Origin of the sequence: Lentzea kentuckyensis, from assembly GCF_002150765.1 — a bacterium.
Lineage (GTDB): Bacteria > Actinomycetota > Actinomycetes > Mycobacteriales > Pseudonocardiaceae > Lentzea > Lentzea kentuckyensis.
In genome coordinates, this window is sequence record NZ_MUYM01000001.1 from 38,335 (window position 1) to 60,602 (window position 22,268).

26 protein-coding genes are annotated in these 22,268 nt (G+C 69.2%); 19 read left to right on the top strand and 7 right to left on the bottom strand.

The window, feature by feature from the left end; translation table 11 throughout:
- The first annotated feature begins 44 nt into the window (after nt 1-44).
- From B0F77_RS00185 to B0F77_RS00210, 6 genes are all read left to right on the top strand, one after another.
- Nucleotides 45-818, top strand: coding sequence for a GNAT family N-acetyltransferase (locus B0F77_RS00185; protein WP_086660669.1), 774 nt, complete (start codon nt 45-47; stop codon nt 816-818).
- Nucleotides 815-1,687, top strand: coding sequence for a lysophospholipid acyltransferase family protein (locus tag B0F77_RS00190; RefSeq protein WP_086660670.1), 873 nt, complete (start codon nt 815-817; stop codon nt 1,685-1,687). The genes B0F77_RS00185 and B0F77_RS00190 overlap by 4 nt, the downstream gene beginning before the upstream one ends.
- Complete coding sequence (locus B0F77_RS00195) at nt 1,644-2,987, top strand: MFS transporter (protein ID WP_245847731.1); 1,344 nt, start codon at nt 1,644-1,646, stop codon at nt 2,985-2,987. Before B0F77_RS00190 ends, B0F77_RS00195 begins: the two co-directional genes overlap by 44 nt.
- Nucleotides 2,987-4,156 carry a cysteine desulfurase family protein gene (locus tag B0F77_RS00200; protein ID WP_086660671.1) on the top strand — a complete coding sequence of 390 codons (1,170 nt, stop codon included), beginning with the start codon at nt 2,987-2,989 and terminating at the stop codon, nt 4,154-4,156. Before B0F77_RS00195 ends, B0F77_RS00200 begins: the two co-directional genes overlap by 1 nt.
- Nucleotides 4,153-5,235 (top strand): tRNA 2-thiouridine(34) synthase MnmA, encoded by a 1,083-nt coding sequence (gene mnmA, locus B0F77_RS00205; RefSeq protein WP_086660672.1) that lies wholly within the window; start codon nt 4,153-4,155, stop codon nt 5,233-5,235. The genes B0F77_RS00200 and mnmA overlap by 4 nt, the downstream gene beginning before the upstream one ends.
- A gap of 529 nt (nt 5,236-5,764) precedes the next feature.
- Nucleotides 5,765-6,472, top strand: a complete 708-nt coding sequence (locus tag B0F77_RS00210) for a class I SAM-dependent methyltransferase (RefSeq protein WP_086660673.1) — start codon at nt 5,765-5,767, stop codon at nt 6,470-6,472.
- On the opposite strand, the gene B0F77_RS00215 is transcribed toward B0F77_RS00210, so the two are convergent.
- A complete protein-coding gene (locus tag B0F77_RS00215) occupies nt 6,447-7,298 on the bottom strand; it encodes a serine/threonine dehydratase (protein WP_086660674.1) in 852 nt (283 codons plus the stop codon). The two genes, B0F77_RS00210 and B0F77_RS00215, sit on opposite strands and share 26 nt — an antisense overlap.
- The gene (locus tag B0F77_RS00220; protein ID WP_086660675.1) at nt 7,295-7,798 is read right to left on the bottom strand and encodes a DUF6584 family protein; all 504 of its coding nucleotides are present in this window, start codon (nt 7,796-7,798) and stop codon (nt 7,295-7,297) included. The genes B0F77_RS00215 and B0F77_RS00220 overlap by 4 nt, the downstream gene beginning before the upstream one ends.
- Before the next feature lie 36 nt (nt 7,799-7,834).
- On the opposite strand from B0F77_RS00220, the gene B0F77_RS00225 reads away from it, so the two are divergent.
- Both B0F77_RS00225 and B0F77_RS00230 read left to right on the top strand, forming a co-directional pair.
- Nucleotides 7,835-8,977 carry a hypothetical protein gene (locus B0F77_RS00225; RefSeq protein WP_086660676.1) on the top strand — a complete coding sequence of 381 codons (1,143 nt, stop codon included), beginning with the start codon at nt 7,835-7,837 and terminating at the stop codon, nt 8,975-8,977.
- A 38-nt stretch (nt 8,978-9,015) separates the two neighbouring features.
- Nucleotides 9,016-9,414 carry a hypothetical protein gene (locus B0F77_RS00230; protein ID WP_086660677.1) on the top strand — a complete coding sequence of 133 codons (399 nt, stop codon included), beginning with the start codon at nt 9,016-9,018 and terminating at the stop codon, nt 9,412-9,414.
- On the opposite strand, the gene paaI is transcribed toward B0F77_RS00230, so the two are convergent.
- On the bottom strand, nt 9,353-9,739 hold the full coding sequence (gene paaI, locus B0F77_RS00235; protein ID WP_086660678.1) for a hydroxyphenylacetyl-CoA thioesterase PaaI: 387 nt from the start codon (nt 9,737-9,739) through the stop codon (nt 9,353-9,355). The genes B0F77_RS00230 and paaI overlap by 62 nt on opposite strands.
- A 337-nt stretch (nt 9,740-10,076) precedes the next feature.
- Here paaI and B0F77_RS00240 point away from each other — a divergent pair, with 337 nt between their 5' ends.
- From B0F77_RS00240 to B0F77_RS00250, 3 genes are all read left to right on the top strand, one after another.
- Complete coding sequence (locus tag B0F77_RS00240; RefSeq protein WP_086660679.1) at nt 10,077-11,126, top strand: methionine synthase; 1,050 nt, start codon at nt 10,077-10,079, stop codon at nt 11,124-11,126.
- Nucleotides 11,127-11,216: 90 nt separating this feature from the next.
- The gene (locus B0F77_RS00245) at nt 11,217-13,070 is read left to right on the top strand and encodes a glycoside hydrolase family 9 protein (protein ID WP_086660680.1); all 1,854 of its coding nucleotides are present in this window, start codon (nt 11,217-11,219) and stop codon (nt 13,068-13,070) included.
- Between the two features lie 38 nt (nt 13,071-13,108).
- On the top strand, nt 13,109-14,242 hold the full coding sequence (locus B0F77_RS00250; RefSeq protein ID WP_086660681.1) for a hypothetical protein: 1,134 nt from the start codon (nt 13,109-13,111) through the stop codon (nt 14,240-14,242).
- On the opposite strand, the gene B0F77_RS00255 is transcribed toward B0F77_RS00250, so the two are convergent.
- Entirely contained in the window at nt 14,229-14,711 is a 483-nt protein-coding gene (locus tag B0F77_RS00255) for a GNAT family N-acetyltransferase (RefSeq protein ID WP_086660762.1), read from the bottom strand. The two genes, B0F77_RS00250 and B0F77_RS00255, sit on opposite strands and share 14 nt — an antisense overlap.
- 64 nt (nt 14,712-14,775) lie before the next feature.
- Here B0F77_RS00255 and B0F77_RS00260 point away from each other — a divergent pair, with 64 nt between their 5' ends.
- The 6 genes from B0F77_RS00260 (at nt 14,776) to B0F77_RS00285 (ending at nt 19,691) form a co-directional block, all read left to right on the top strand.
- Nucleotides 14,776-15,297: an LppU/SCO3897 family protein gene (locus B0F77_RS00260; protein ID WP_143466506.1), complete on the top strand. Its 522-nt coding sequence runs from the start codon at nt 14,776-14,778 to the stop codon at nt 15,295-15,297.
- A complete protein-coding gene (locus B0F77_RS00265; RefSeq protein WP_245847733.1) occupies nt 15,294-15,851 on the top strand; it encodes a YdeI/OmpD-associated family protein in 558 nt (185 codons plus the stop codon). The genes B0F77_RS00260 and B0F77_RS00265 overlap by 4 nt, the downstream gene beginning before the upstream one ends.
- 5 nt (nt 15,852-15,856) lie before the next feature.
- The gene (locus B0F77_RS00270; protein ID WP_086660684.1) at nt 15,857-16,510 is read left to right on the top strand and encodes a hypothetical protein; all 654 of its coding nucleotides are present in this window, start codon (nt 15,857-15,859) and stop codon (nt 16,508-16,510) included.
- Nucleotides 16,511-16,616: 106 nt separating this feature from the next.
- Nucleotides 16,617-16,829, top strand: coding sequence for a hypothetical protein (locus B0F77_RS47605; RefSeq protein ID WP_158102547.1), 213 nt, complete (start codon nt 16,617-16,619; stop codon nt 16,827-16,829).
- A gap of 257 nt (nt 16,830-17,086) precedes the next feature.
- The gene (ligA, locus tag B0F77_RS00280) at nt 17,087-19,195 is read left to right on the top strand and encodes an NAD-dependent DNA ligase LigA (protein WP_425435593.1); all 2,109 of its coding nucleotides are present in this window, start codon (nt 17,087-17,089) and stop codon (nt 19,193-19,195) included.
- The gene (locus tag B0F77_RS00285; protein ID WP_086660685.1) at nt 19,188-19,691 is read left to right on the top strand and encodes a GNAT family N-acetyltransferase; all 504 of its coding nucleotides are present in this window, start codon (nt 19,188-19,190) and stop codon (nt 19,689-19,691) included. Before ligA ends, B0F77_RS00285 begins: the two co-directional genes overlap by 8 nt.
- A gap of 16 nt (nt 19,692-19,707) precedes the next feature.
- Here the strand turns inward: B0F77_RS00285 and B0F77_RS00290 are convergent, their stop codons facing one another.
- Complete coding sequence (locus B0F77_RS00290) at nt 19,708-20,124, bottom strand: SWIM zinc finger family protein (protein ID WP_143466507.1); 417 nt, start codon at nt 20,122-20,124, stop codon at nt 19,708-19,710.
- Nucleotides 20,125-20,162: 38 nt separating this feature from the next.
- Here B0F77_RS00290 and B0F77_RS00295 point away from each other — a divergent pair, with 38 nt between their 5' ends.
- Nucleotides 20,163-20,597: a GNAT family N-acetyltransferase gene (locus B0F77_RS00295; protein ID WP_086660687.1), complete on the top strand. Its 435-nt coding sequence runs from the start codon at nt 20,163-20,165 to the stop codon at nt 20,595-20,597.
- A 13-nt stretch (nt 20,598-20,610) separates the two neighbouring features.
- Here B0F77_RS00295 and B0F77_RS50450 read toward each other — a convergent pair whose 3' ends face one another.
- Nucleotides 20,611-20,733, bottom strand: a complete 123-nt coding sequence (locus B0F77_RS50450; protein WP_281252451.1) for a hypothetical protein — start codon at nt 20,731-20,733, stop codon at nt 20,611-20,613.
- A gap of 60 nt (nt 20,734-20,793) precedes the next feature.
- On the opposite strand from B0F77_RS50450, the gene B0F77_RS00300 reads away from it, so the two are divergent.
- On the top strand, nt 20,794-21,477 hold the full coding sequence (locus B0F77_RS00300) for a 3-keto-5-aminohexanoate cleavage protein (protein WP_086660688.1): 684 nt from the start codon (nt 20,794-20,796) through the stop codon (nt 21,475-21,477).
- On the opposite strand, the gene B0F77_RS00305 is transcribed toward B0F77_RS00300, so the two are convergent.
- Nucleotides 21,474-22,127 (bottom strand): ACT domain-containing protein, encoded by a 654-nt coding sequence (locus B0F77_RS00305; protein WP_169730865.1) that lies wholly within the window; start codon nt 22,125-22,127, stop codon nt 21,474-21,476. The two genes, B0F77_RS00300 and B0F77_RS00305, sit on opposite strands and share 4 nt — an antisense overlap.
- Nucleotides 22,128-22,268 lie beyond the last annotated feature (141 nt).

Sequence of the window (22,268 nt, forward strand, 5' to 3'; positions counted from 1 at the left end):
TCTGACCTGCTGTCATTCGCCGACCCGGCTTCACCCTGGTTCGCATGACGCAGCCGGAACTGCTTGTCAGCACCCCCGTCCAGCAGGACAAGGACGCTCCCCGCTACTCCCTGCTCGTCGCCCGCGACAGCGACGAGGTCGTCGCCGCGCAGAGACTGCGCTACGAGGTGTTCGCCGGTGAGATGGGGGCGACGCTGCACACCAGCGTGCCCGGTCACGACGTCGACGAGTTCGACCAGCACTGCGACCACCTGGTGGTGCGCGACGACCGCACCGGCCAGATCGTCGGCGGCTACCGCATGCTGCCGCCGGAGCGGGCGAGGGAAGCCGGTCGGCTCTACAGCGACGGCGAGTTCGACCTCGCGAACCTCGCGGACATCCGGCACACCACGGTCGAGACCGGACGCTCCTGCGTGCACCCCGACCACCGCAACGGCGCCGTCGTCAGCCTCGTGTGGGCGGGCATCGCGCGGTACATGTTGCTGAGCGGCCACAAGTGGCTCGTCGGATGCGCGTCGATCCCGCTGCAGGACGGCGGCGGTCTCGCGGCCGGTGTGTGGGACACGGTGCAGGCCAAGCACTACGCGCCCGAGCAGTACCGGGTCACGCCGCACCACCCGTGGGACGTCGACTCGGTCGTACGGCCCGGCCGGACCGTAATGCCGCCGCTGCTGAAGGGCTATCTGCGGCTCGGCGCGTGGGTGTGCGGACGGCCCGCGCTCGACGCGGACTTCGGGGTCGCCGACCTCTTCATCCTGCTCGGCATGGACCACATCGACCAGCGCTACCTCAAGTTCTTCCTGGGGGAGACATCATGAGTCACGCCTGGATGCCCGCCTCGCCCTGCGGTGACGGGTGCGTCGGCGGCACGCCGGCCGAGGTCGGCAAACTCCGGCAGGTCTGGCGGGCGGTCACGGCCGTCACCGCGCTCCTGTGCGGCGTCACGATCGCGCTCGCGCTGTTGTTGCCGGGCAAGCAGCGGGAGAGCGCCATCCGCCTCTGGTTCCACGCGGTGCTGCGGGCGTTCGGGGTCAGGTTGCGGGTGCACGGCGCCCGCAAGTTCCAGGAGATCCCCAAACGCGGCGTGCTCGTCGTGAGCAACCACGTGTCGTGGCTCGACGAGCTCGCGATCGACTCGGTGCAGCCGATCCGGCTGGTGGCCAAGAAGGACATCAAGAACTGGCCGGTGCTCGGCCGGATCATCACCGCGGCGGGCACGGTCTACCTCGACCGCGAGAAGCTCCGCGAGCTGCCGCGGACCGTGAACGAACTGGCCGCGTCGTTGCGCAGCGGCAGCGCGGTAGGCATCCACGCCGAGGGCACCACGTGGTGCGGGCTCGCGTCCGGGCGCTACAAGCCGGCGCTGTTCCAGGCGGCGCTCGACGCCGGTGTGCCGGTGCGGCCGATCGTGCTGCGCTACCGGATCGGCGACCACCTCACCACCCAGCCGGCGTTCATCGGCAGCGACACGCTCGTCGACTCGATCCGGCGGGTGCTGAAGGTCAGGGACCTGGTCGTCGAGGTGCACGTGCTCGACGAGATCGCTCCCGGCCGCGCGGAAAACCGCCGGGAACTCGCGAAACTTGCCGAAGAGCAATCAAACCGCTTGACCTCGACCGAACTGGAGATAGCACCATCAACGGGTGACTCTCACCGCGTCCGCCCCATCACGCCTCTGGTCGCCTGACCGCCGCTGGCCCACGACGGGCATCCTCCTGCTGGTCACGCTCCTCGCCTTCGAGGCGATGGGGGTCGGCACGGCGATGCCCACGATGGTCCACGAACTCAGGGGCGAGGCGCTGTACGCGTGGCCGTTCCTCGCGAACCTCGCGGCGAGCGTCATCGCGACGGTCTTCTCCGGACGGCTCTCGGACCGACGCGGCCCCAGGCCCGCGGTGCTGATCGGCGTGGTGCTGTTCCTCGCCGGACTGGTCGTCGCGGGCGTCGCGGAGACCATGACCGTGCTGCTGGTCGGCCGGGCGCTGCAGGGCTTCGGCGCCGGGTTCCTGATCGTCGCGATCTACGTGCTGATCGCGCTCGTGTACCCGGAGAGCGACCGGCCCGCGGTGTTCGGCGCGCTGTCCGCGGCGTGGGTGGTGCCGTCGCTGGTCGGTCCGGCGGTCGCGGGCTGGGCGACCGAACACCTGAGCTGGCGGCTGGTGTTCCTCGCGATCGTGCCGCTGGTGCTGTTCGGCAGCGTGCTGCTCGTCCCGGTGCTCAAGAAGCTGCCTCCGCACAGCGAGACGCCGCCGCAACGCAGGTATCTGCCGCTCGCCGCGCTGGCGGTCGGCGTCGGCGTGGCCAGCCTGAGCTGGGCGTTGCAGCACCGCACCTGGTGGCTGCTCGCGGTGGCGTTGGTGCTGCTGGCGCCCGCGCTGCGCATCCTGCTGCCGAAGGGCACGCTCATCGCCCGGCGCGGCCTTCCCGTCACGATCCTGGCGCGCGGCCTGCTCGCCGGCACGTTCTTCGCGGTCGAGGGCTTCATCCCGCTGACGCTGACCGTCGTGCACGGCTACTCGCCGCTGGAGGCGGGGCTGCCGCTGACGCTGAGTGCGCTCGGCTGGGCGGGCGCGTCGATGTGGGCGTCGCGGCATCCGGAGATCCAGCGCTACACGCTCGTGCGGACCGGCTTCCTGTTCACCGCGACCGGCATCTCCGCCGTGACGCTCATCGCACCCACCTGGGGCCCGGCGTTCCTGACGCCGCTGCTGTGGGCCGTGGCGGGCGCGGGCATGGGCATGGCGACGTCCAGCGTCGGCGTGCTGATGATGGCCGCGTCACCCGAGGAGGACCGCGGTTTCAACTCGGCCGCGCTGCAGATCTCCGACATGCTCTTCTCCGCGACCATGATCGGGATCGGCGGCGTGCTCGTGGTGGCGACCGCGCCGACCGCGGGCGTGGTGGTGCTGAACCTGTCGATGGCGGCGTTGGCGGTGGTGGGAGCGATTCTGACCGGGCCCCGCATGCGGGCTACCCTTGAGGCCTGATGGCTTATCTCGACCACGCCGCCACGACCCCCATGCACCCGCAGGCGGTCGCGGCGATGACCGAGGCGTTGTCCACCACGGGCAACGCCTCGTCGCTGCACACCTCCGGCAGGCGGGCGCGGCGGGCGATCGAGGAGGCCCGCGAGAACATCGCCGACGCCCTGGGCGCCCGGCCGTCCGAGGTGCTGTTCACCGGCGGCGGCACGGAGAGCGACAACCTCGCCGTCAAGGGCATCTACTGGGCGAGCGGTAAGCGCCGTGTGCTGGCGTCCGCCGTGGAGCACCACGCCGTGCTGGACGCCGTCGAGTGGCTGGAGCGGCAGGGCGCGGACGTCACGTGGCTTGAGACCGACTCCTACGGCCGTGTCTCGGCGGAGTCCGTCGCCGAGGCGCTGGACGACGACGTCGCGCTCGTCACGACGATGTGGGCGAACAACGAGGTCGGCACCATCAACCCCGTGCACGACATCGCCCGTGTGTGTGCTGAGCGCGGTGTGCCGTTCCACACGGACGCCGTGCAGGCCGTGGGTGCCGTGCCGGTCGACTTCGCCGAGTCCGGCGCGTCCGCGTTGACCATGACCGGCCACAAGGTCGGCGGCCCGTACGGCGTGGGCGTGCTGATGCTGGCACGCGACGTGAAGTGCACACCGCTGTTGCACGGCGGCGGCCAGGAGCGGGACGTGCGCTCCGGGACGCTGGACGTGCCGTCGATCGTCGGCCTGGCGTGCGCGGTGCGAATCTCGGTGGAGGAGCAGGCGTCCCGGGCCGCCGAGTTGGCCGCGCTGCGGGACGAGCTGATTTCCTCGGTGCGCGCGGTGGTGCCGGACGTGATCGTGAACGGCGACCCGGCCGACCGCCTGCCCGGCAACGCGCACCTGACGTTCCCCGGCTGCGAGGGCGACAGCCTGCTGATGCTGCTCGACGCACGCGGCGTCGAATGCTCGACCGGTTCCGCGTGCACGGCGGGCGTCGCACAGCCATCGCACGTCCTGCTGGCGATGGGCGTCGAACCGGCGCTGGCCCGCGGCTCGTTGCGGTTCTCACTCGGGCATACGTCGACGCGCGCGGACGTTGAGAAGTTGACGGCGGTCATCGGCCCGGTGGTCGAGCGCGCGCGTACGGCAGGTCTGGCAGGCATGAGGCGTTCCCGGAAGGTGGTCAAGCAGTGAAGGTCCTCGCGGCGATGAGCGGTGGTGTCGACTCCGCGGTGGCGGCGGCACGCGCCGTCGAAGCGGGACACGACGTGACGGGTGTGCACCTGGCGTTGTCGGCCAAGCCCGGCACGTTGCGCACCGGCGCCCGTGGCTGCTGCACGATCGAGGACTCCCACGACGCCCGCCGCGCGGCGGACCTGATGGGCATCCCGTTCTACGTCTGGGACTTCGCCGAGCGCTTCACCGAGGAGGTCGTGGAGGACTTCGTCGCGGAGTACGCGGCGGGGCGAACCCCCAACCCCTGCCTGCGGTGCAACGAGCGGATCAAGTTCGAGGCGTTGCTGGACAAGGCGATCGCGCTCGGCTTCGACGCTGTGTGCACCGGGCACTACGCGCGGCTGGAGATGGTCGACGGCCGTCCCGAACTGCGCCGGGCGGTCGATCTCGGCAAGGACCAGTCGTACGTGCTCGCCTCCCTGACCGCCGAGCAGCTCTCGCACGCGATGTTCCCGTTGGGGGACACCACGAAGGAGCTCGTGCGCGTCGAGGCCGCCGAGCGCGGGCTGTCCGTGGCGAAGAAGCCGGACAGCCACGACATCTGCTTCATCCCGGACGGGGACACGCAGAAGTTCCTGGCCGGCCGGATGGAGACCAAGCCAGGCCTGCTGATCGACGACGCCACCGGTGCGGTGCTCGGCCGGCACGCGGGCGTGCACGAGTTCACCGTGGGACAGCGCAAGGGCCTCGGCATCGACGGCCCGGCTCCCGACGGCCGCCCTCGGTACGTGCTGGCGTTGGAACCGGTCTCCGGCAACGTCCGGGTGGGCTCGGTCGAAAAGCTCGCGGTGAGCGGGATCTCCGCGTCGGATCCGATCACCCACGTGCTGCTGGACGGGCCGGTCGAGTGCGTCGCCCAGGTGCGCGCGCACGGCGGCACGGCTCCCGCGGTCGCGGAACTGGTCGACGGCGTGCTGCAGGTTTCGTTGCGCGAGCCGTTGAAGGGCGTGGCGCCCGGTCAGGCCGTGGCGATCTACCGCGAGGACGTGGTGGGCGATCTGGTGTTGGCGAGCGCCACGATCGACGCGACCAGCTAGGTCGACGCGGCCGGCTAGTGCCGGACCCGGCTGGTGACGCGGCCGGCTAGGTTCATGATCGCGAGTTGTCCACAGGCTGGCGCTCTGCTGACCTGGGGTTTCAGGATTTCGCGTAGGCTGTGGATAGCCGGGGAACCGAAATCGCGGTTTGTTCGTTCCGCAAGGCAAGGAAGCGCGGGGGGACGGACCGGATGGCTCGGCACCGAGCGCTGTCGGCACTGCCCGTTCGTGGGCTCGGACGGTTCGTGGGCTCGGACGGTTCGTGGGCTCGGACCGTTCGTGGGCTCGGACCGTTCGTGGGCTCGGACCGTTGTCGGCCCGGACTCGGGCGACCCGTGTGATGCGACGGGTTCGTGCGACCGAAGGCTGAAGACGCGAGGCGAATCAGTCCGGAAGCTCGACTGCTGGCTCGACGTCCAGGGGAGACGCCTGGGGGAGACGCCCAGGGGACGAGCCACCCACACGTCCTCGCGGTAGATCGCCGGGGACGAGCCACTAATCAGGTTGTCGCCGTCGCTAGCGTCGAAGCGTGACCTTCACCGACGCTGACGCCGTTGCCCTCTACGACCGGCTGAACCCGTGGACGGGCGTGGACGCCGCGTTCTACGACGCTCTCGTCGACGAGGCCGGCGACGTGCTGGACGTCGGCTGCGGCACCGGCCAGCTGCTGATCGCCGCCCGCGGGCGAGGGCACACCGGCCGGCTCGTCGGCCTCGACCCCGACGACCCCTCACTGGATCGCGCCCGCCGCCGCACGGACGTCGAGTGGGTGCGGGGGAAGGCCGAAGACGCGCGCTGGCAGGCCGACTTCGACCTCGCGGTCATGTCCAGCAACGCCTTCCAGTGCCTCGTGACGGACGATGAGTTGCGCAAATCGTTGCGCGCCATCAGGTCCGCACTCCGGCCCGGCGGCAGGTTCGCCTTCGACACCCGCAATCCCGCCGCCCGCGAGTGGGAACGGTGGCCGCTCGCGGACATCGAGATCGACGGCTTGAAGGTGGGCTACGAGGTGGAGGAGGTCGCGAACGGGGTGGTGACGTTCACCGAGGCGACCTCCCGCGACGGCCAGCTGCTGCGGGTGGACCGGGCTTCCCTGCGGTTCCTCGAAGCCGAGGAGCTCAACGGGTTCCTGGCCGAGGCGGGCTTCGCGGTCGCCGGTCAGTTCGGGGACTGGACGCGCGGCCCGATCACCGCGCGGTCCGGCTCGATCGTCACCGTGGCTGCCACTCCGAGTTAGCTCCACAAAGGAGCACGCACGGCAGCTCGCTCTGCACATCGCCCCTGAGGAACGACGCGAACGCGGCGGCGCCCGCGGGTTCGACGGCCAGGCGGAAGTCCGCCCACAGCCGGTCGCGAGCCGCGAGGATCTCCTCGTCGGACACCAGCGCGGACGAAACGTGGTGCTGCCGCAGGATTTCCAGCGACAGGTCGCCCGCGCGGGTCGCGCCGAGTGCGTCCGCGGCGACGGACCTCACCTCTGAGTCGACGGGCTCGCCGGCTTCGAGGGCGTTGTGCATGGCGCAGCAGTGCTCGGGTTCCACGGCGACGATGTGACGGCCGCCGGAAGCCAGTGCGGCACCGGCGACCAGGCCGCCGCCACCAACGGCGACGAAGATCGTGTCCACTTCGGGCACGTCCTCGACGATCTCCCGCGTCACCGTGGACTGACCCTCGATCACCGTGGGGTCGTTGTAGGCCTCGATGTACGGCAGGCCGAAGTCACGGGCGGCTGCTGCGGCCTCGGCGTAGCTGTTGCCGTGGCGGATCAGCTTGGCGCCCAAGGCTTCGATGCGCCTGGTCTTCGTCTCGGGGGCGGTCACCGGGACGAAGACCGTGGCGTGGGCGCCGAGCAGCTGGGCGGCCTGCGCCACCGCGATGCCGTGGTTGCCACCGGAGGCGGTGACGACCTCGGAGGCGTTCAGGGACAACAGCTTGTTGACGGCGCCGCGGATCTTGAACGAGCCGGTCAGCTGGAGGTGCTCCAGCTTGAACACCAGAGGTCGCCCGTCGACGGTGGCGTGCATGGTCGGGGTGCGACGGACGTACTGCGACAGCGTTCTCATGTGACCAGCTTCCACAAGAACTGGACCAGAGTCACGATGCCCAGCAGGAAACACACCAGGACGAAGCCGCCGCCGGCCATGACCAGCAGGCAGGCGCCCCAGGACGTTTCCTCGTGCGGGGTCGCGTCCAGGTCGTGCTGCAGCTCTATGCGGGCTTCCAGGTACAACGACGCCAGCCGGGTTCGCGCGGTCTCGGTGGGCGCCTCGTCCACGCGTCCCTGCCAGCTCAACGCCACCAGCCGGGCCTCGGCACGGCGATAGGCGCGTTCGAAGGCCAGGGTCTCCTCCGGGTCGCGTTCCTCCGAGAGATAGGTCCAGCGGCCGGCTTGAGCCGGTTGGCCGAGAGTGCGGTAGACCTCGGCCAGACGCTCGCGCAGGTCGAGCCGGTGCGGGTAGGTGCCGACGAGTCCCGCGACGCGCTGACGTGCGCGAAGCACGCTTGCGAGGTCGCCCCTTTGCAACTCCTCGGCCGCTTTGTGGAGCGTCAGCTCTACCGGCATGAAGATTAGTTTCGCAGGTAGGGCTAGCTTTGACCCGTGTTTGGCCTATCGCTGCTGGTCTCCGGCCTCGCCTGGTGGCTCGGGCTGTACCTGCTCGCCCGCGATCCGCGCAAGCCGTTGCTGTGGTGGGCGGGTATAGGCGTGATCGGCTGTTCGGCGGCGGTCGTCGTGCCGCATCCCGTGCTGCTCGGGGTACCGGCGCTGGCCTGGACGGGTGCGATCCTGTTGCTCGCCCGGCCCGAGTTGATCAGGTGGTGGTTCCTCGCGCTGGTGCCGTTCTTCGCCGCGTTGTTCTGGCTGCCGTGGCTCGTGTTGCTCCCTTTGGCCGTGTCGGTAGTCTTAGCCATAAGGAAACGCGTTTACTTTTCACTCGTCGGAGTGATGTTCGGGCTGTCCGCTGCCGCCTTCCTTCTGCAACTTCTGCCAGACGTGGTGACGCTGCCGTCGATCGGCTTCGATCTGGTGGTCTTCGGCGTGCTCGTCGCTGTCACCGACGCGGTGGAGGAGGGCGAGGCGATCCGCGCGGACATGCTGCGCTCGTTGGTGATCGCCGGCTTCACCGCGGTGCTGTTCGGCTCGCAGGTGATCCTCTTCGGAGGTCCGCAGCCGCTCGCCTACACGACCGTCGCCGCGGCGATCGCGGTTCAGGTGCTCGCGAACCCGCTGGCGTCCGTGGTCGACCGGCTCGCGGTACCGGCTGTGGCCGCCGAACGCGCCGAACTGCGTGAGGCCGCCGAGTCGCTGCCCAAGCGCCGTCCGTTGATCACCGAGGACGAGGCCGAGTTCGCGCGGCTCACCCGGAAGGCGTTGAGCCACTACGGAGATCTCGGAAAGCTGGTCGCGAGCCCGTTGATCGCTTTGACCGCCGAGGCTCCGCCGTTGGACCGGGCGGCGCAGTTGAAGGTTCTGCTGCTGACCAGCATTCAACGGTTGAAGCCCGCGGACGGCGATTTCGGGACCAGTGACGAATGGCGTTACTACAACGCGCTGTACTTCTATTACGTGAAGGGAATCCGGCCGTACTCGGTGCGGACCAAGCGCGAGGACCTGGACGCGGAGGACCGGCGCGCGCTGCAGTGGTTCGTGACACAGGTGCCGGAGCGGACCCTGCACAACTGGCAGAACGCCGCCGCCCGGCTGGTCGCGGCGGACCTGATGGCAGGAGTTGGCAGCGCTTGACGTGGTTCTGGCAGCGCCCGGCGGGCGATCGTCGGGCCATGTTGAAATTCGCCTTGAAACTCGACGGTGTCGCTTCGTTCGCACTCGGCCTGCTGACCGTGCTGATCCGCCCGGAAGTCGGCATGCCGGTGGGCTGGCAGATCGGCCTCGGCCTTTTCTGCGTGGTTTACGGCGTGGGCGTGTTCGCTCTGGGCACCCGCGCCAACCCGGATCGCCGAATCGTGCTGCTGATCATCATCGGCAACCTGGTGTGGGGTCTGGACAGCATTCTCACCGCGGAACTCGCCTGGTTCCCGCTCACCGGCCCCGGCGTCGCCCTGGTCCTCGCGCAGGGCCTCGCCGTGATCGGCTTCGCGGTGCTGCAGTCCATCGGGCTCAGGCGCGCAGGGTCCGCGAGCGACCGCGGAACTCGGCCACGATCTCGGTCCCTCGCCTGACCGTGATGTCGTAGATCCCGCTGCGGCCGAACCGGGTCCGTTCCACCGCCTCCGCCACCAGCTCGTCGCCCTCGTGCACGGGCTTGATGAAGTCGATCTCGGCCGTGGCGGCGACGGTGACGGACCCGGCCCTGTTGCAGGCGCACGCGAACGCGGTGTCCGCCAGCAGGAACACATAACCGCCGTGCGCGATGCCGTGCCCGTTGATCATGTTTTCCGCGACCGTCATGCTCAGCAACGCGTAGCCGTCGCGCAGTTCGACCGGCGCGATGCCGAGGCCGGTGGAGGCTTTGTCGGCGGCCAACATCTCAGCAGGACCATTCATTCGTGGCAGCGTAATCACCCTGAAGGTGGTGTCACGCGGTGTTGGAGCCGCCTTACTGTCCGATGGCTTGATCGCTCAACATCGGAGGTGGTCATCATGGGTGGTTGCTCTTGTTGCAGCTCGTGCACGGGTCCGAGCTGCGGGTGCTGCGGCTCCTGCTAGCGGCCTCGGGCGAACGAACAAAGGCCGGCGTGGGACGGAGATCCCACGTCGGCCTTTGCGATGCAGGGGTGGAGTGGGAACGCGGGGCGCGTCGCATTCCCACAACCACGACTGAGGGCGCTTCGTACTGAGAGCGCCTGCTCAATCACGTTAAGTGGCCTAGACCATGACGTCAATGGGTCTAGACCTCTTCTGTCCGGCGGACAGTGGAACAATTCGGCGGGTGCGTGGAGCCACTGGAATCGGATCGCTGCCCGGAACCGACATCGACGAGGCGGCGAGGGTCGTCGTCGGAGAGCTGCCAGAACTGCCGCACGTCCCGGAGCTGCCTGCGCGGGGAGTTGGCGCGGACATGATCGGCCGCACCGCCGGCCTGCTCGTCGACCTCGCGATCGAGGTCATCACGTCCGGCTACCGGGTGAACCCGCGTCCCGGCCGCGACCACCGCCGGGCCGTCGATCTCCTGCGCGGTGACCTGGACGCGTTCGACGAGGCGTTGGAACGTGCCGGTGCGCAGCCTTCGGTGGTGAAGGTGCAGGCCACCGGGCCGTGGACGTTGATGTCGAACATCGAGCTGATGCGCGGCCATCGGGTGCTCACGGACCGCGGTGCCGTCAAGGAGTTCTCCGAGTCGCTCGCCGAGGGACTCAAGCTGCACGCCGCCGAGGTCGCCAAGCGCACCAAGGCGAAGGTCGTGGTGCAGCTCGACGAACCGGGCCTGCCCGCCGTGCTGCAGGGTCTGCTGCCGACGCCGTCGAAGCTCGGCACTGTCCCCGCCGTGCCCGGACCGGACGCCCGCGCGGTGCTGGCCACTGTGATCGAGGCTCTCGCGGATCACGAGGTGATGGTCCACTGCTGTGCGCCGCATCCGCCGTTGACGCTGCTCAGGGAGGCGGGCGCGACGGCGATCGCGTTCGACGTGGCGTTGGTCAAGGGGGCGGAGGCGCTCGACGAGATCGGTGAGACCTGGGAGGCGGGCACGACGCTGGCGCTCGGACTGGTGCCGAGCACCGATCCCGGCACGCCGGTGACGTTGAAGGACGTCGGGCAGCGCGCGTTCACGCTGGTCGACCGGCTGGGCTTCCCGCGGTCGATCCTCGCCGAGCAGGCGTTGCCCACCCCGACGTGCGGTCTGGCGGGTGCGACGTCCAGCTGGGTGAAGCGTGCGCTGTCGCTGACCCGTGATCTCTCCTCGGCCTTTTTGGAACCGCCCGAGGGCTGGTGATGTCCGGTTTGGGCGGCTAGTCTGCTGCGAACTATTAGGAAACTTTCTTAACCGTAGGCTTCCGCCGGGCCTGGATCGGGAGTTCCTCTCATGCGCATCAGACGTGCGGTTCTCGTCGCCGCAGTGCTTTCCGGGGTGGTCGTGACGCCTGCGCAGGCGGCCCCCGCCGGACACATCAGGCTGGACCAGATCGGTTTCGGCACCACCGAGACGAAGCACGCGTACGTGCTCGGTGGGGCCGCGAACACCACGTTCACGGTCGTCGACAGCAGGGGCAGGACCGTGCTGACCGGCAGGACGGGCGCCTCGACGGGCTCGTGGAGCGAGAAGTTCCCCTCGGTGCACCCGATCGACTTCTCGAAGGTGCGGACGGCCGGCACCTACCGGATCAAGGTCGGTTCGGCGACGTCGACGGCGTTCAGGATCGACTCGCTGAAGAAGCTCTTCCAGCCGGTCGCGAACAACACCGTCGAGTTCTTCCAGGCCCAGCGGGACGGCGCGCAGGTCGTCCCCGGGCGGCTGAACCGCAAGCCCGCGCACCTCACCGACCGCAGCGCGACGGTCTACGAGGAGCCGGTGTTCAAGGGTGAGGGCGGCGACGAGATCGCGGCGCCGCTGCAGCCCACGGGGGTGAAGGTCGACCTCGAGGGCGGCTGGTTCGACGCGGGTGACTTCGTGAAGTTCACCCACGCCTCGTCGTACTCGACGGCCTCGATGCTGCTGGCGTTGCGCAACAAGCACAACGACGCGCTGTACGAGGAGGCCAAGTTCGGCCTCAAGTGGCTCGACAAGGCGTGGGACGAGAAGACCGGCGTCCTGTACGCCCAGGTCGGCATCGGCACCGGCTCCGAGGAGTTCGGCTTCGTCGGCGACCACGACGTGTGGCGCCTGCCGGAGGCCGACGACAAGCTCGCCGTGTTGCCCGGCGACAGCGAGTACTACATCAAACACCGGCCGGTGTTCCGCGCGAACAAACCCGGCGAGAAGATCAGCCCGAACCTGGTCGGCCGCGTCGCCGGCTCGTTCGCGCTGGCCGCGCAGATCGAGGCTCGCCGCAACCCGCGGCTGGCGTGCGAGTACCTGAACAAGGCCGCTTCGTTGTTCGCGCAGGCCAAGACGTCGGACGTCGGCGAGCTCGTCACGGCGTTCCCGCACGCCTACTACCCAGAGGGCTCCTGGACCGACGACATGGAGTTCGGCGCCACCCAGCTCGCACTGGCCGCGAAGGCGTTGAACGACAAGCGTTACAGCCAGTTCGCGCGCGCCGCCGCGCACTGGGCCGAGGAGTTCCTGGCCACGGGCGACCCGGACACGTTGAACGTCTACAACATCTCCGCGCTCGGCCACGCCGACCTCGCTCCGTTGCTGCGCAAGGGTGTTCCCGGCGCCGAGGTGACCGAGGCGCAGGTCGTCGGCGACATCCGGCGCCAGCTCGCGCAGGGTGCCGAGGCGGCCAAGAGTTCGCCGTTCCGCACCGCGGCCAACGTCGAGACCTGGGACGTCGGCTCGCGCACGTTCGGCTTCATCACGACCGCGGCGCTGTACCGGAAGCTGACCGGCTCGAAGGAGTACGAGACGTTCGGCACGCAGCAGCGCGGCTTCGCGCTCGGTACCAACGCGTGGGGAACGTCGTTGATCGTCGGCGTGGGCGCTAAGTTCCCCGAGTGCCCGCACCACCAGGCCGCGAACCTGTCCGGGTCGTCCAACGGCGGCTCGAAGGTGCTGGTCGGTGCCGTGATCAACGGCCCGAACGACGCCTCCCTGTTCGGCGATCTCGGTGAGATGCCGCCGGGTTCCGTCGACTGCACCAAGCCGTACACGAAGGAGTTCGACTCCGCGAAGTCCGTGTTCGCCGACGACCTGCGGTCCTGGCCGAGCTCCGAGCCGGCCATCGACTTCACGGCGACGGGCGTGCTGGGCTTCTCGCTGATCGCCAACTCCTGAGTGGCGCCGGCGCGGGCCTGGGTGTCCAATTCGGACTTGTGCTCAGGATCGCGCTGGTCATCCTGCTGTTTCTCCCGGCTTCGGCACATGCCCTGCCGCTGAAGGTTTCGTGCAAGGTTCCCGGCGTGCACGACGCGGACGTGATCCGCGTCGTGCACGCCGTCGGTCTTTCGTTGCGCGTGAGCGACAAGGTGATGCTCGCCGGGTTCGAGGCCGGGTGGGTCGAGTCGCACATGAACAACCTGGCTTGCGGCGACGCGGACTCGCTCGGCGTGTTCCAGCAGCGGCCGTCGATGGGGTGGGGCACGCCTGCCGAGATCATGGACGTCCCGTATGCCGCGCGCCGCTTCTTCGAGTACGCGGTGAAGGTGGATCGGCCTGATCTCTCGCCAGGGCTGCTCGCCGATGCGGTGCAACGGTCTTGTTGTCCGGAGCGCTACGACCAGGCGGTCGCGCGCGCCGAGTCGATGCTGCGCCAGGCGTGGCAGGGCGGGCCTGAGGTGGTCGGCGGCGTCTACGTGGTCGAGGACGGCGACGTCTGGGTCGATCGCACGCGGCTGAGCACGATCGGGTCCTTCATCGGACGTCCTTCGGTGGCCGGCCGGTTCGTGTACGCGCGCACGGTTCGCGGCGAGGTCATGGTGCTGGCCGACGGGTCGTGGCGGCTGGTGGCGTCGGGCGTGGGCGGCGATCCCGAGGCGGTGTTGCGTCCTGATGGGACGGTCGTGGTGTACGCCGTGCTGGCCGACGGCAGCGTGGCGAAATTGTCAGACCCCTCTGAGATGATTGGGATGGGGGGTCGATCCCCCCAGGGGGCCCGCCAGTCCGGATCGATTCCGCTCAGCCCGCCGGGGTTCGCCGCCGGCAAGCCGTCCGCGATCACCTTCCCGGACGGGTCGATCGCCCTGTACCTCCGCTCCGGCAGCACACTGGTCGCCGGCGGGGCGGGTGCGTGGCGGGAGATCGCCCAGGGTCTCGAAGCCTCACCCGAGGCGGTGCTCCGTCCTGATGGGACGGTCGGCGTCTACTCGTTGATCGGCGGACGCGTGCACCGCCTCGGCGCGGGCTGGGAGCCGTTGGGCGAGGCCCGGTTCATCGACACGGTGTCAGCCCAGCCCGAAGGCACGGTCTACGCGCGCAAGGCCGATGGCGAGGTCGTCAAAGTCGGTTGAACGGCTCCGCGTACCGGAACGGCCCGGGAGGAACCTCGCCGAACAGCCGGGCCTGGAAGTACGGCGCCCACGCGGAATCCGGCGGCGTGATCCCGAACTCCTCAGCCAGCCGGAAACCGAACCGCCCGTAGTACTTCGGGTCGCCCAACAGGATGACCGCGCGCTCGCCGCGTGCCTCCGCGGCACCGAGAACGGCATGCATCAAGGCCGACCCGACTCCGCGCAGCTGATGCTCGGGGTGCACGCTGACCGGCCCGATCCCGAGCGCCGGGAAGTCGTCGCCGATGTACCCGCGAGTGGCCACGACGTGTCCGATCACGCCGTCCGCGACCAGCGAGAACTCCGGAATCCAGCCCTCGTCGGCCCGTAACCAGTCGATCAGCGGGGCCTCGGGGCCGTTCTTGAACGCGAGGTTCGTGACAGCGCGGATGGCGTCGATGTCTGCGGGTGTCTCCCGCCGGATCAGCATGACGCGCACTGTGGCCAAAGCCGTCGTCGCGCGCCACTCAGTATTCGCCGCCATAATCCGCGGCGTGGTCGTCAGACAGACCGTGATGGTGTGCGTACTCGCCGTGCTGGCCTACCTCGGAGTGTGGTGGGCGTTCAGCGAAGCGGACGAACCGACGCCGGCGGCACCCGAATCCCTGTTCCTCACGGACTACTCGAAGGCGGCGAAGGGCAGCTGCGTGAAGTTCACCGGCCCTGGAGAGGACGATCTGGGGCTGACGGTCATCGACTGCAAGGGCGCCAAAGCCGCGTTGAAGGTCGGGACCGTGCTGACCAACACCAACGGCGAATGTCCGCGCGGCGAGTACAAGGTGTTGCGCGACACCAGGCACAACGCGGCGCTGTGCCTGCTGCCCAACGCCGCGAAGGGCGACTGCTTCGAGCTCGACACCGACGACCTCCAGAGATCGACCGTGTCCAAGTTCGACTGTGCGGCGCCACGGGTGAACGTGCAGGTCGTGGGCATAGCGGAAGAAAGTTGCCCCGAAGAGGCCGAACTCGGTGTTCCCTATGAGGAGATGACGCTCTGCCTGAGGAGGGTGCGTTGATCTTCTTCGAAGATCCCGCCGAGTTCGACGCCTGGTTGCACGAGAACGGCGCGCAAGAGACCGAGCTGTGGATCAAGTACGCCAAGAAGGGCTCGGGGCTCAAGACGATCACCTACGACCAGGCGCTGGACATCGCCCTGTGCCACGGATGGATCGACGGGCTCGTGCGGTCGATCGACGACACCTACTACTCGCAGCGGTGGACGCCGCGCAAGCCGCGCAGCAGGTGGTCCAAGCGCAACTGCGGCAAGGTCGAGGAGCTGATCGCGGCCGGCAAGATGCTGCCGGCGGGGCTCGCCGAGATCGAGAAGGCCAAGGCGGACGGGCGCTGGGAGGCGGCTTACGCGGGGCCGGCGACGATCGAGGTGCCCGACGACCTGACCGAGGCGCTCAAGGCGAACCCCAAGGCCGCCAAGGCCTTCGAGACGCTGAACAGCCAGAACAGGTACGCCATCCTGTTGCGCATCCACGACGCGAAGCGCGCGGAAACACGTCAGCGCCGGATCGCCCAGTTCGTCGAAATGCTGGCAGACGGACGCAAGCTCTACGCTTGAACGTCATGAAGTGGTTCCGCCGCCGCAAAGCCGAAGACGTCACGCCCGCTCACCTGCCGAACGCCGAGGAGGCCGCGCGACGCTTCTGGGAGCGGTGGTTCGAGCTGGTACCGGTGGTGAGCGCGGCGCTGGGCGACGGCGAACCGCACCGGGTCGAGGACCAGCTGAAGGAGCTCGTCAGCGCGCTGCACCCGGACCTGGTGTTCTCGCTCGAACAGGGCCACCTGGCGATGTACGCGCTGGTGATCACCGGCCAGGAGGACCCGCGGCTGCGGCCGTACACGGACGCGTGGATCAAGGCCGCGCCGCCGTCGGACATGGTGTGGGAGTTCCACGACTCGGTGCCGCCGGTGCCGGACCCGACCGAGGTGATCGTGAACCTCGGCGAGGTGAGGATGCGGCTCGGCGACTTCCGGGTGGTGGCCCAGGTGGACGGTGACGTGGTGGACGTCGCGGTCTACCACCCGGCCCTCGTCGATCTCACCGACCAGCAGCGGCAGACGATGACGTTCCTGCCGCTGGACGTCACTCTCGGCGAGCGGCTGGCGGGGGAGCGGTTGCGGCGGGTGGAGACCGCGCAGCTGGAACCGGAGGGCACGATCAGCCTGCTGGAGCTGCGTTCACTCGTCCGGGAACTCGCTCAGGTTTCGGACGGCTGAAAACTGTCAGGCCTGCGCAGGGCACTGGCAGCGGCGCCGACCGCTGACGCGGTGTTCGTGATCATCACCCGATAGTGGCGAACATGTGTTCGGTATGGTCGCTTGCATGGCGGATGAGGCGGGTGTGGCCCGGCTTTCCTACCGGCTGCGCTTGTCGTCGTCGGCCCGCCGCGTGCTGCTGGTGGAGTGGGATCGCTGTCGGTGGGTGCGGAACCAGTGCGTCGCGCAGTCGCGCGAGACTCATCGGCACAACCGCGAGAATCCCGGCGATCCGCGCACGTGTGGTCCGGCGCAGTTGGACAAACTGCTGACGGGCTGACGTGCCGGGCAGGTTTGGTTGGGGCTGGTTCGTCGTTTCAGACGCGGGTTCAGGCCTTGCCGGGGACGGGTCGGGTGATCGGTGTCGACTGGGGTGTGCAGGAACTCGCGACCACTACCAGCGACGCGCATGACTTGCCGCAGCCTGAGCCGAAAATCCCCACACAGCTCGTGCAGGACGGGAACTCCGTTTCACGCCGCGAGGCTCGACGGATTGCCTGCCCTTCGGAGCGGGGAGCATTCAATAAGCTGTGGGACGTGACCAGCGAGAGCCTTGAAGACGTCCCCGCAGAGGTCCGCGAGCGGCATGCCGTGCTCGCGGAAGAGCTGCGGTCGCACCAGTTCCGCTACTACGTGCTGGACGATCCGATCGTCACCGATGGTGAGTTCGACGCGCTGCTCAAGTCGCTGGAGGCGCTCGAGGCCGAGCATCCGGGTCTGGCCACACCGGACTCGCCGACGCAGCTCGTCGGCGGCACGTTCTCGACCGAGTTCAAGGCGGTCGACCACCTGGAGCGCATGCTCAGCCTGGACAACGTCTTCGCCCAGGACGAGCTGACGGCCTGGTTCGAGCGCGTGCGGAAGGACATCGGCGAGGGCACGCACTTCCTGTGCGAGCTGAAGATCGACGGCCTCGCGATCAACCTGCTGTACGTCAACGGCAGGCTCACGCGGGCGCTGACCCGCGGCGACGGGCGCACCGGCGAGGACGTGACGCTGAACGTCCGCACGATCGCGGACGTGCCGGAGGTGCTGAAGGGTTCGGACACCTACCCGGTGCCGGACCTGGTCGAGGTGCGCGGCGAGGTCTTCTTCGCCGTCGAGGACTTCCTGGCGCTGAACGCCTCGCTGGTCGAGCAGGGCAAGCCGCCGTTCGCGAACCCGCGCAACACCGCCGCGGGCTCGTTGCGGCAGAAGGACCCGAAGGTCACCGCGGCGCGCAAGCTGCGGATGATCTGCCACGGCATCGGCAAGACCGAGGGCTTCGAGGTCGCGCGCCAGTCGCTCGCGTACGAGGCGCTGAAGTCCTGGGGCCTGCCGACCTCGCCGCACACCGCCGTGCTGACCGACCCGGTGGAGATCCGCGAGAAGGTCGAGTACTGGGGCGAGCACCGGCACGACGCGGTCCACGAGATCGACGGCCTGGTCGTCAAGGTCGACGAGGTGTCGCTGCAACGCCGGCTCGGCACCACGTCGCGTGCGCCGCGGTGGGCCATCGCCTACAAGTACCCGCCGGAAGAGGCCACCACGACGCTGCTGGACATCCAGGTCCAGGTCGGCCGCACCGGCCGCGTCACGCCGTTCGCCCTGATGGAACCGGTGAAGGTGGCCGGCTCGACGGTCGCGCGCGCCACCCTGCACAACGGCTCCGAGGTGAAGCGCAAGGGCGTGCTGATCGGCGATCGCATCGTCATCCGCAAGGCGGGCGACGTGATCCCCGAGGTGCTCGGCCCGGTGCTGGCCGCGCGGCCGGACGACGCGCGCGAGTTCGTGATGCCGACGCGCTGCCCGGAGTGCAACGCCGAGCTGCGTCCCATGAAGGAGGGCGACGTCGACATCCGCTGCCCCAACGCGGAGACGTGCCCCGGTCAGCTGCGCGAACGCCTGGCGTACCTGGCTTCCCGCGCCGCGCTCGACATCGAGGTGCTCGGCTACGAGGCCGCGGCGGCGATCACCGAGTCCACGGTGTACACGAACGAGGCCGACCTGTTCGACCTCGACGCCGAGGCGCTGCAGCAGGTCGAGCGCTTCAAGACCAAGAACGGCGCGCTGTCGGCGAACGCGCTGAAGCTGCTGGACAACCTGGAGGACGCCAAGTCGCGTCCTCTGTGGAGGGTGCTGGTCGCGCTGTCGATCCGCCACGTCGGCCCGACCGCGGCCCGCGCGCTGGCGCTCCAGTTCGGTTCGATGGACGCGATCATCGAGGCCCCCGAGGACGTGCTCGCCAGCGCCGAGGGCGTCGGTCCCACGATCGCGACGGCCGTGGTCGAGTGGCGGGAAACGGAGTGGCGTCAAGGAGTCGTCGAACGCTGGCGGGCCGCGGGCGTGCGCATGGAGGACGAGCGCGACGAGTCCATCACCCGCAACCTCGAGGGCCTGTCCATCGTGGTCACCGGCTCGCTGACGGAGTACTCGCGCGACTCGGCCAAGGAGTCGATCCTGGCCCGCGGCGGCAAGGCGGCCGGCTCGGTCTCCAAGAAAACGGCTTTCGTCGTCGTCGGCGACTCGCCAGGATCCAAGTACGACAAGGCCATCTCCCTGAAAGTCCCGGTCCTCGACGAGGCGGGCTTCCGCGTCCTGCTCGAACAGGGCCCGGACGCGGCCAGGGAGGTCGCCCTCACTGGGGAGGAAGACTCGGATGGCTGACCTGATCATCCGCCCGGCCCGCGAGGCCGAGCTGCCGGCGGTCGGGGCGATCACGGTCGAGGCGTACAGCGCCGACGGCTACGTGGACGCCCACGACGACTACACCAAGACTCTCGCCGACGCCGCGTCCCGCTTTCGCGACGCCGAACTCCTGGTCGCCGTGGACAGCGCTTCCGGCGAAGTCCTCGGCACCGTCACGGTCGTGCTCCCCGCGACGCCCTACGCGGAGATCTCGCAACCGGGCGAACTGGAGTTCCGCATGCTCTCGGTCGCGTCGTCGGCGCGCGGCCGGGGAGTGGGCGAGGCCCTGGTGCGCACGGTGATCGACCGGGCACGGGCCGCGGGCATCGGCCAGGTCGTGCTGTCGTCGTCGGAGAAGATGCTGGCGGCGCACCGGTTGTACGAACGGATCGGGTTCACGCGGCTGCCCGACCGCGACTGGACACCGGTACCCGGGACCAAGCTGGTCGCCTACGCCTACGGGCTGCCGCTCTGAGCAACCCCGCCGCTGGTCAGAGTGCCGAGATGATCCGCGCCCGCAGCTTGAGGTCACCGGCCGCCTGCTCGTACAGCAGGTCCCGCAGGACGTCCGCGGGCAGGGCTCTCAGCACGTCCTTGAGCTCCACGTCCTCCGCGTCCGGCGGCGGCACCGTCTCACCCCGGTCCAGCAACACCAGCCCGACCGCCACGCAGTGCTTGCAGAAGAACCCCTCCGACCCGTGCGGGCAACTGCACGCCCCCACCAGATGCGTGCCCGACCACGACAGCTGCACCACGTAGGCCGCGTCGTCGCTGCCCCGCACCCGCGCCGCCACGTGCCTGCTGTGCACCCGCAGGGACTGCACGGAGTCGCGGTAGGTGAGCCCGCGCCAGTACGACTTGGTGCCCGCGCGGTGCAGCAGCAGTTCGGTGGTGAGGGTCGTCGACACGGACGTCATCCAACCGGGTGACTGCAGAAAGGATCAACATGATCGCGATCGGCCCCCTGGAACCCGGCGACCGCGCCGCCTGGCAGGAGCTCTTCGAGGGCTACAACACCTTCTACGAACGCACGCTGCCAGCGGAAACCTACGACGAGAAGTGGGCGGCGTTCCAAGCGGACGAAAGCATCCACGCCCTATGCGCCCGCGACGGGGACAAGATCGTCGGCATCACACACTTCTTCAAGCACCCCAGCACGTCCGGCCCGGACGTCTGCTACCTGCAGGACCTCTTCACCGCACCGCAGGCGCGCGGCCAGGGAGCCGGCCGCGCGCTCATCGAGGCGGTGACGGAGTGGGCCCGGCAACAGGCCTGCTGCCGCGTCTACTGGCACACCAGCGAGTGGAACGAAACCGCGCGCAAGCTCTACGACCAGGTCGCGGAGAAGACCCCGTTCGTCCACTACCGCATCGTGTTCTAGCGGGCCGCCGAGCTCACCGCTTCCGTCGCATGACGGCGGCCACGATCACCGCCGCGACGGCGATCACCCCGGCCACCCCCAGGGCCAGATCGCCCATCGCGAGGCCGGATTGGGCGAACGTCCACGCCAGTCGCATGTCCTCAAGCTAACCGTTGGAGCAGCGCGGCGGCGAGGATTGTGTGGGACCGTATGAAGTGTGCTGCAAGCCTGTCTGAACGGCTCCCGCACAGCCGAGGAGCACCCGGCCCTGCCGTTGTCCCCCGAACGTCTCGCGGAGGACGCGGCCGACGTCGCCGCGCTCGGCGTCACCTCGGTGCACATCCAGCCGAGGGACGTCATCGGCGCGCTCACGCTGGCCGGTCCGGAGATCGCCACCACCATCGCCACCGTCCGGGCGGCGGTGCCGGGCATCGAGATCAGCGTGTCGACGAACGTTCCCGGCAACCCGGCCGCGTTGATCGCCAGCTGGGCACCGCTCGCGGCGGGGCGGCCGGACATCGCCGGCGTCCACGTCGGGCAACCGGGCTGGCGGGTGCTCGCCCAGGCGCTGCACCAGGTCAACGTCGGCATCGAGCTCGTCGTGCATGACCTGGCTGAACTCGGCGAACTTCCCGCGGGCACGACCAGGATCACTGTCACGGCGACTCGGCATACGGCGGAACCGCTGCTGCGGCAGGTCGAACCGCTCGGCCTGCCGATCCTGTTGCACGGCAAGGACGACGAGGCCTGGCCGGTCTTCGGTTACGCCGCGACGCTCGAACACCACGTGCGCATGGGGCTGGAGGACACGCTGCTGATGCCCGACGGTCGCCGAGCGAGGAACAACGCCGAGCTGATCGCGATGGCCCGGCGAAACCAGAAGGCCAAGGCCCCCAACTAGTCCGGCAGCACCACGGCGACGATCCCGGCCAGATGCGCCAGTCTCGCCACCTCGGCCGCGCGGAACATCGGGCCGCCGGGACGTCCGACGACCAGCACCCGGTCCGGCTTGCCGAGCGGGGTGGCGGCGAGTTCGGTGCCCAGCTCGCGCCAGGTCTCCGGCACCCACTCCTCCTCGCCGTCGAGCACGGTCGCGCGCTCCAGCGGGAACCAGGGCACGTCCGCCATCCGGGTCTCCGGCGCGGCGGACGACGAGGTCAGCCGGTTGATGCCGGTGCCCTCGGGGCCGACGACGACGGCCCAGCCGGCGCGGATGATCTTCGGGACGCCCTCGGTGAAGACCTCGAGGCCCTTGCGCGGGTCGTCGGCGATCTCCTCGACGAGCTCCAGTTCGCGGTGAGTGTCGAGAATGCCCGCGTAGGGGCGCACCGCGTCGACCTCGACGCCGGCCACGGACTCGGCGGCGGTGATCAACGTGTCGGGCAGGCGGCCGGACGGGAGCTCCACCACGAGGTCGTCGATGGCCACGCCGGAACCGCGTTCCACCACGTCGACGCTGAGTATGTCCGCCCCGATCTCGCCCAAAGCCGTTGCGACCGCGCCGAGGGTGCCGGGACGGTCCGGGAGCTGGACCCGGATCAGGAACGACAAGGTGAACGCCTCCATAGCTCGTGCGCGAGACCCCGCGTCTCGCGCCGTTGCCGGTCGGTGATTCTCGCAGACGCATCGTCAACGCATGACCTGCTGTCCGCGTTGCGGAACGGTTAAGTTGAGAGGTCAGTCAAACACCTG

Excerpts from the sequence above, each read along its gene's own strand:
- B0F77_RS00190 (WP_086660670.1), top strand. The coding sequence starts at position 815 with ATGAGTCACGCCTGGATGCCCGCCTCGCCCTGCGGTGACGGGTGCGTC.
- B0F77_RS00230 (WP_086660677.1), top strand. The coding sequence starts at position 9,016 with ATGTTGAAATTCGCCTTGAAACTCGACGGTGTCGCTTCGTTCGCACTC.
- B0F77_RS47605 (WP_158102547.1), top strand. The coding sequence starts at position 16,617 with ATGGCGGATGAGGCGGGTGTGGCCCGGCTTTCCTACCGGCTGCGCTTG.
- B0F77_RS00270 (WP_086660684.1), top strand. The coding sequence starts at position 15,857 with ATGAAGTGGTTCCGCCGCCGCAAAGCCGAAGACGTCACGCCCGCTCAC.
- B0F77_RS00285 (WP_086660685.1), top strand. The coding sequence starts at position 19,188 with ATGGCTGACCTGATCATCCGCCCGGCCCGCGAGGCCGAGCTGCCGGCG.
- B0F77_RS00255 (WP_086660762.1), bottom strand. The coding sequence starts at position 14,711 with ATGCTGATCCGGCGGGAGACACCCGCAGACATCGACGCCATCCGCGCT.
- B0F77_RS00215 (WP_086660674.1), bottom strand. The coding sequence starts at position 7,298 with ATGAGAACGCTGTCGCAGTACGTCCGTCGCACCCCGACCATGCACGCC.
- B0F77_RS00245 (WP_086660680.1), top strand. The coding sequence starts at position 11,217 with ATGCGCATCAGACGTGCGGTTCTCGTCGCCGCAGTGCTTTCCGGGGTG.
- B0F77_RS00295 (WP_086660687.1), top strand. The coding sequence starts at position 20,163 with ATGATCGCGATCGGCCCCCTGGAACCCGGCGACCGCGCCGCCTGGCAG.
- B0F77_RS50450 (WP_281252451.1), bottom strand. The coding sequence starts at position 20,733 with ATGCGACTGGCGTGGACGTTCGCCCAATCCGGCCTCGCGATGGGCGAT.
- paaI (WP_086660678.1), bottom strand. The coding sequence starts at position 9,739 with ATGAATGGTCCTGCTGAGATGTTGGCCGCCGACAAAGCCTCCACCGGC.
- B0F77_RS00200 (WP_086660671.1), top strand. The coding sequence starts at position 2,987 with ATGGCTTATCTCGACCACGCCGCCACGACCCCCATGCACCCGCAGGCG.
- B0F77_RS00185 (WP_086660669.1), top strand. The coding sequence starts at position 45 with ATGACGCAGCCGGAACTGCTTGTCAGCACCCCCGTCCAGCAGGACAAG.
- B0F77_RS00220 (WP_086660675.1), bottom strand. The coding sequence starts at position 7,798 with ATGCCGGTAGAGCTGACGCTCCACAAAGCGGCCGAGGAGTTGCAAAGG.
- B0F77_RS00240 (WP_086660679.1), top strand. The coding sequence starts at position 10,077 with ATGGGTCTAGACCTCTTCTGTCCGGCGGACAGTGGAACAATTCGGCGG.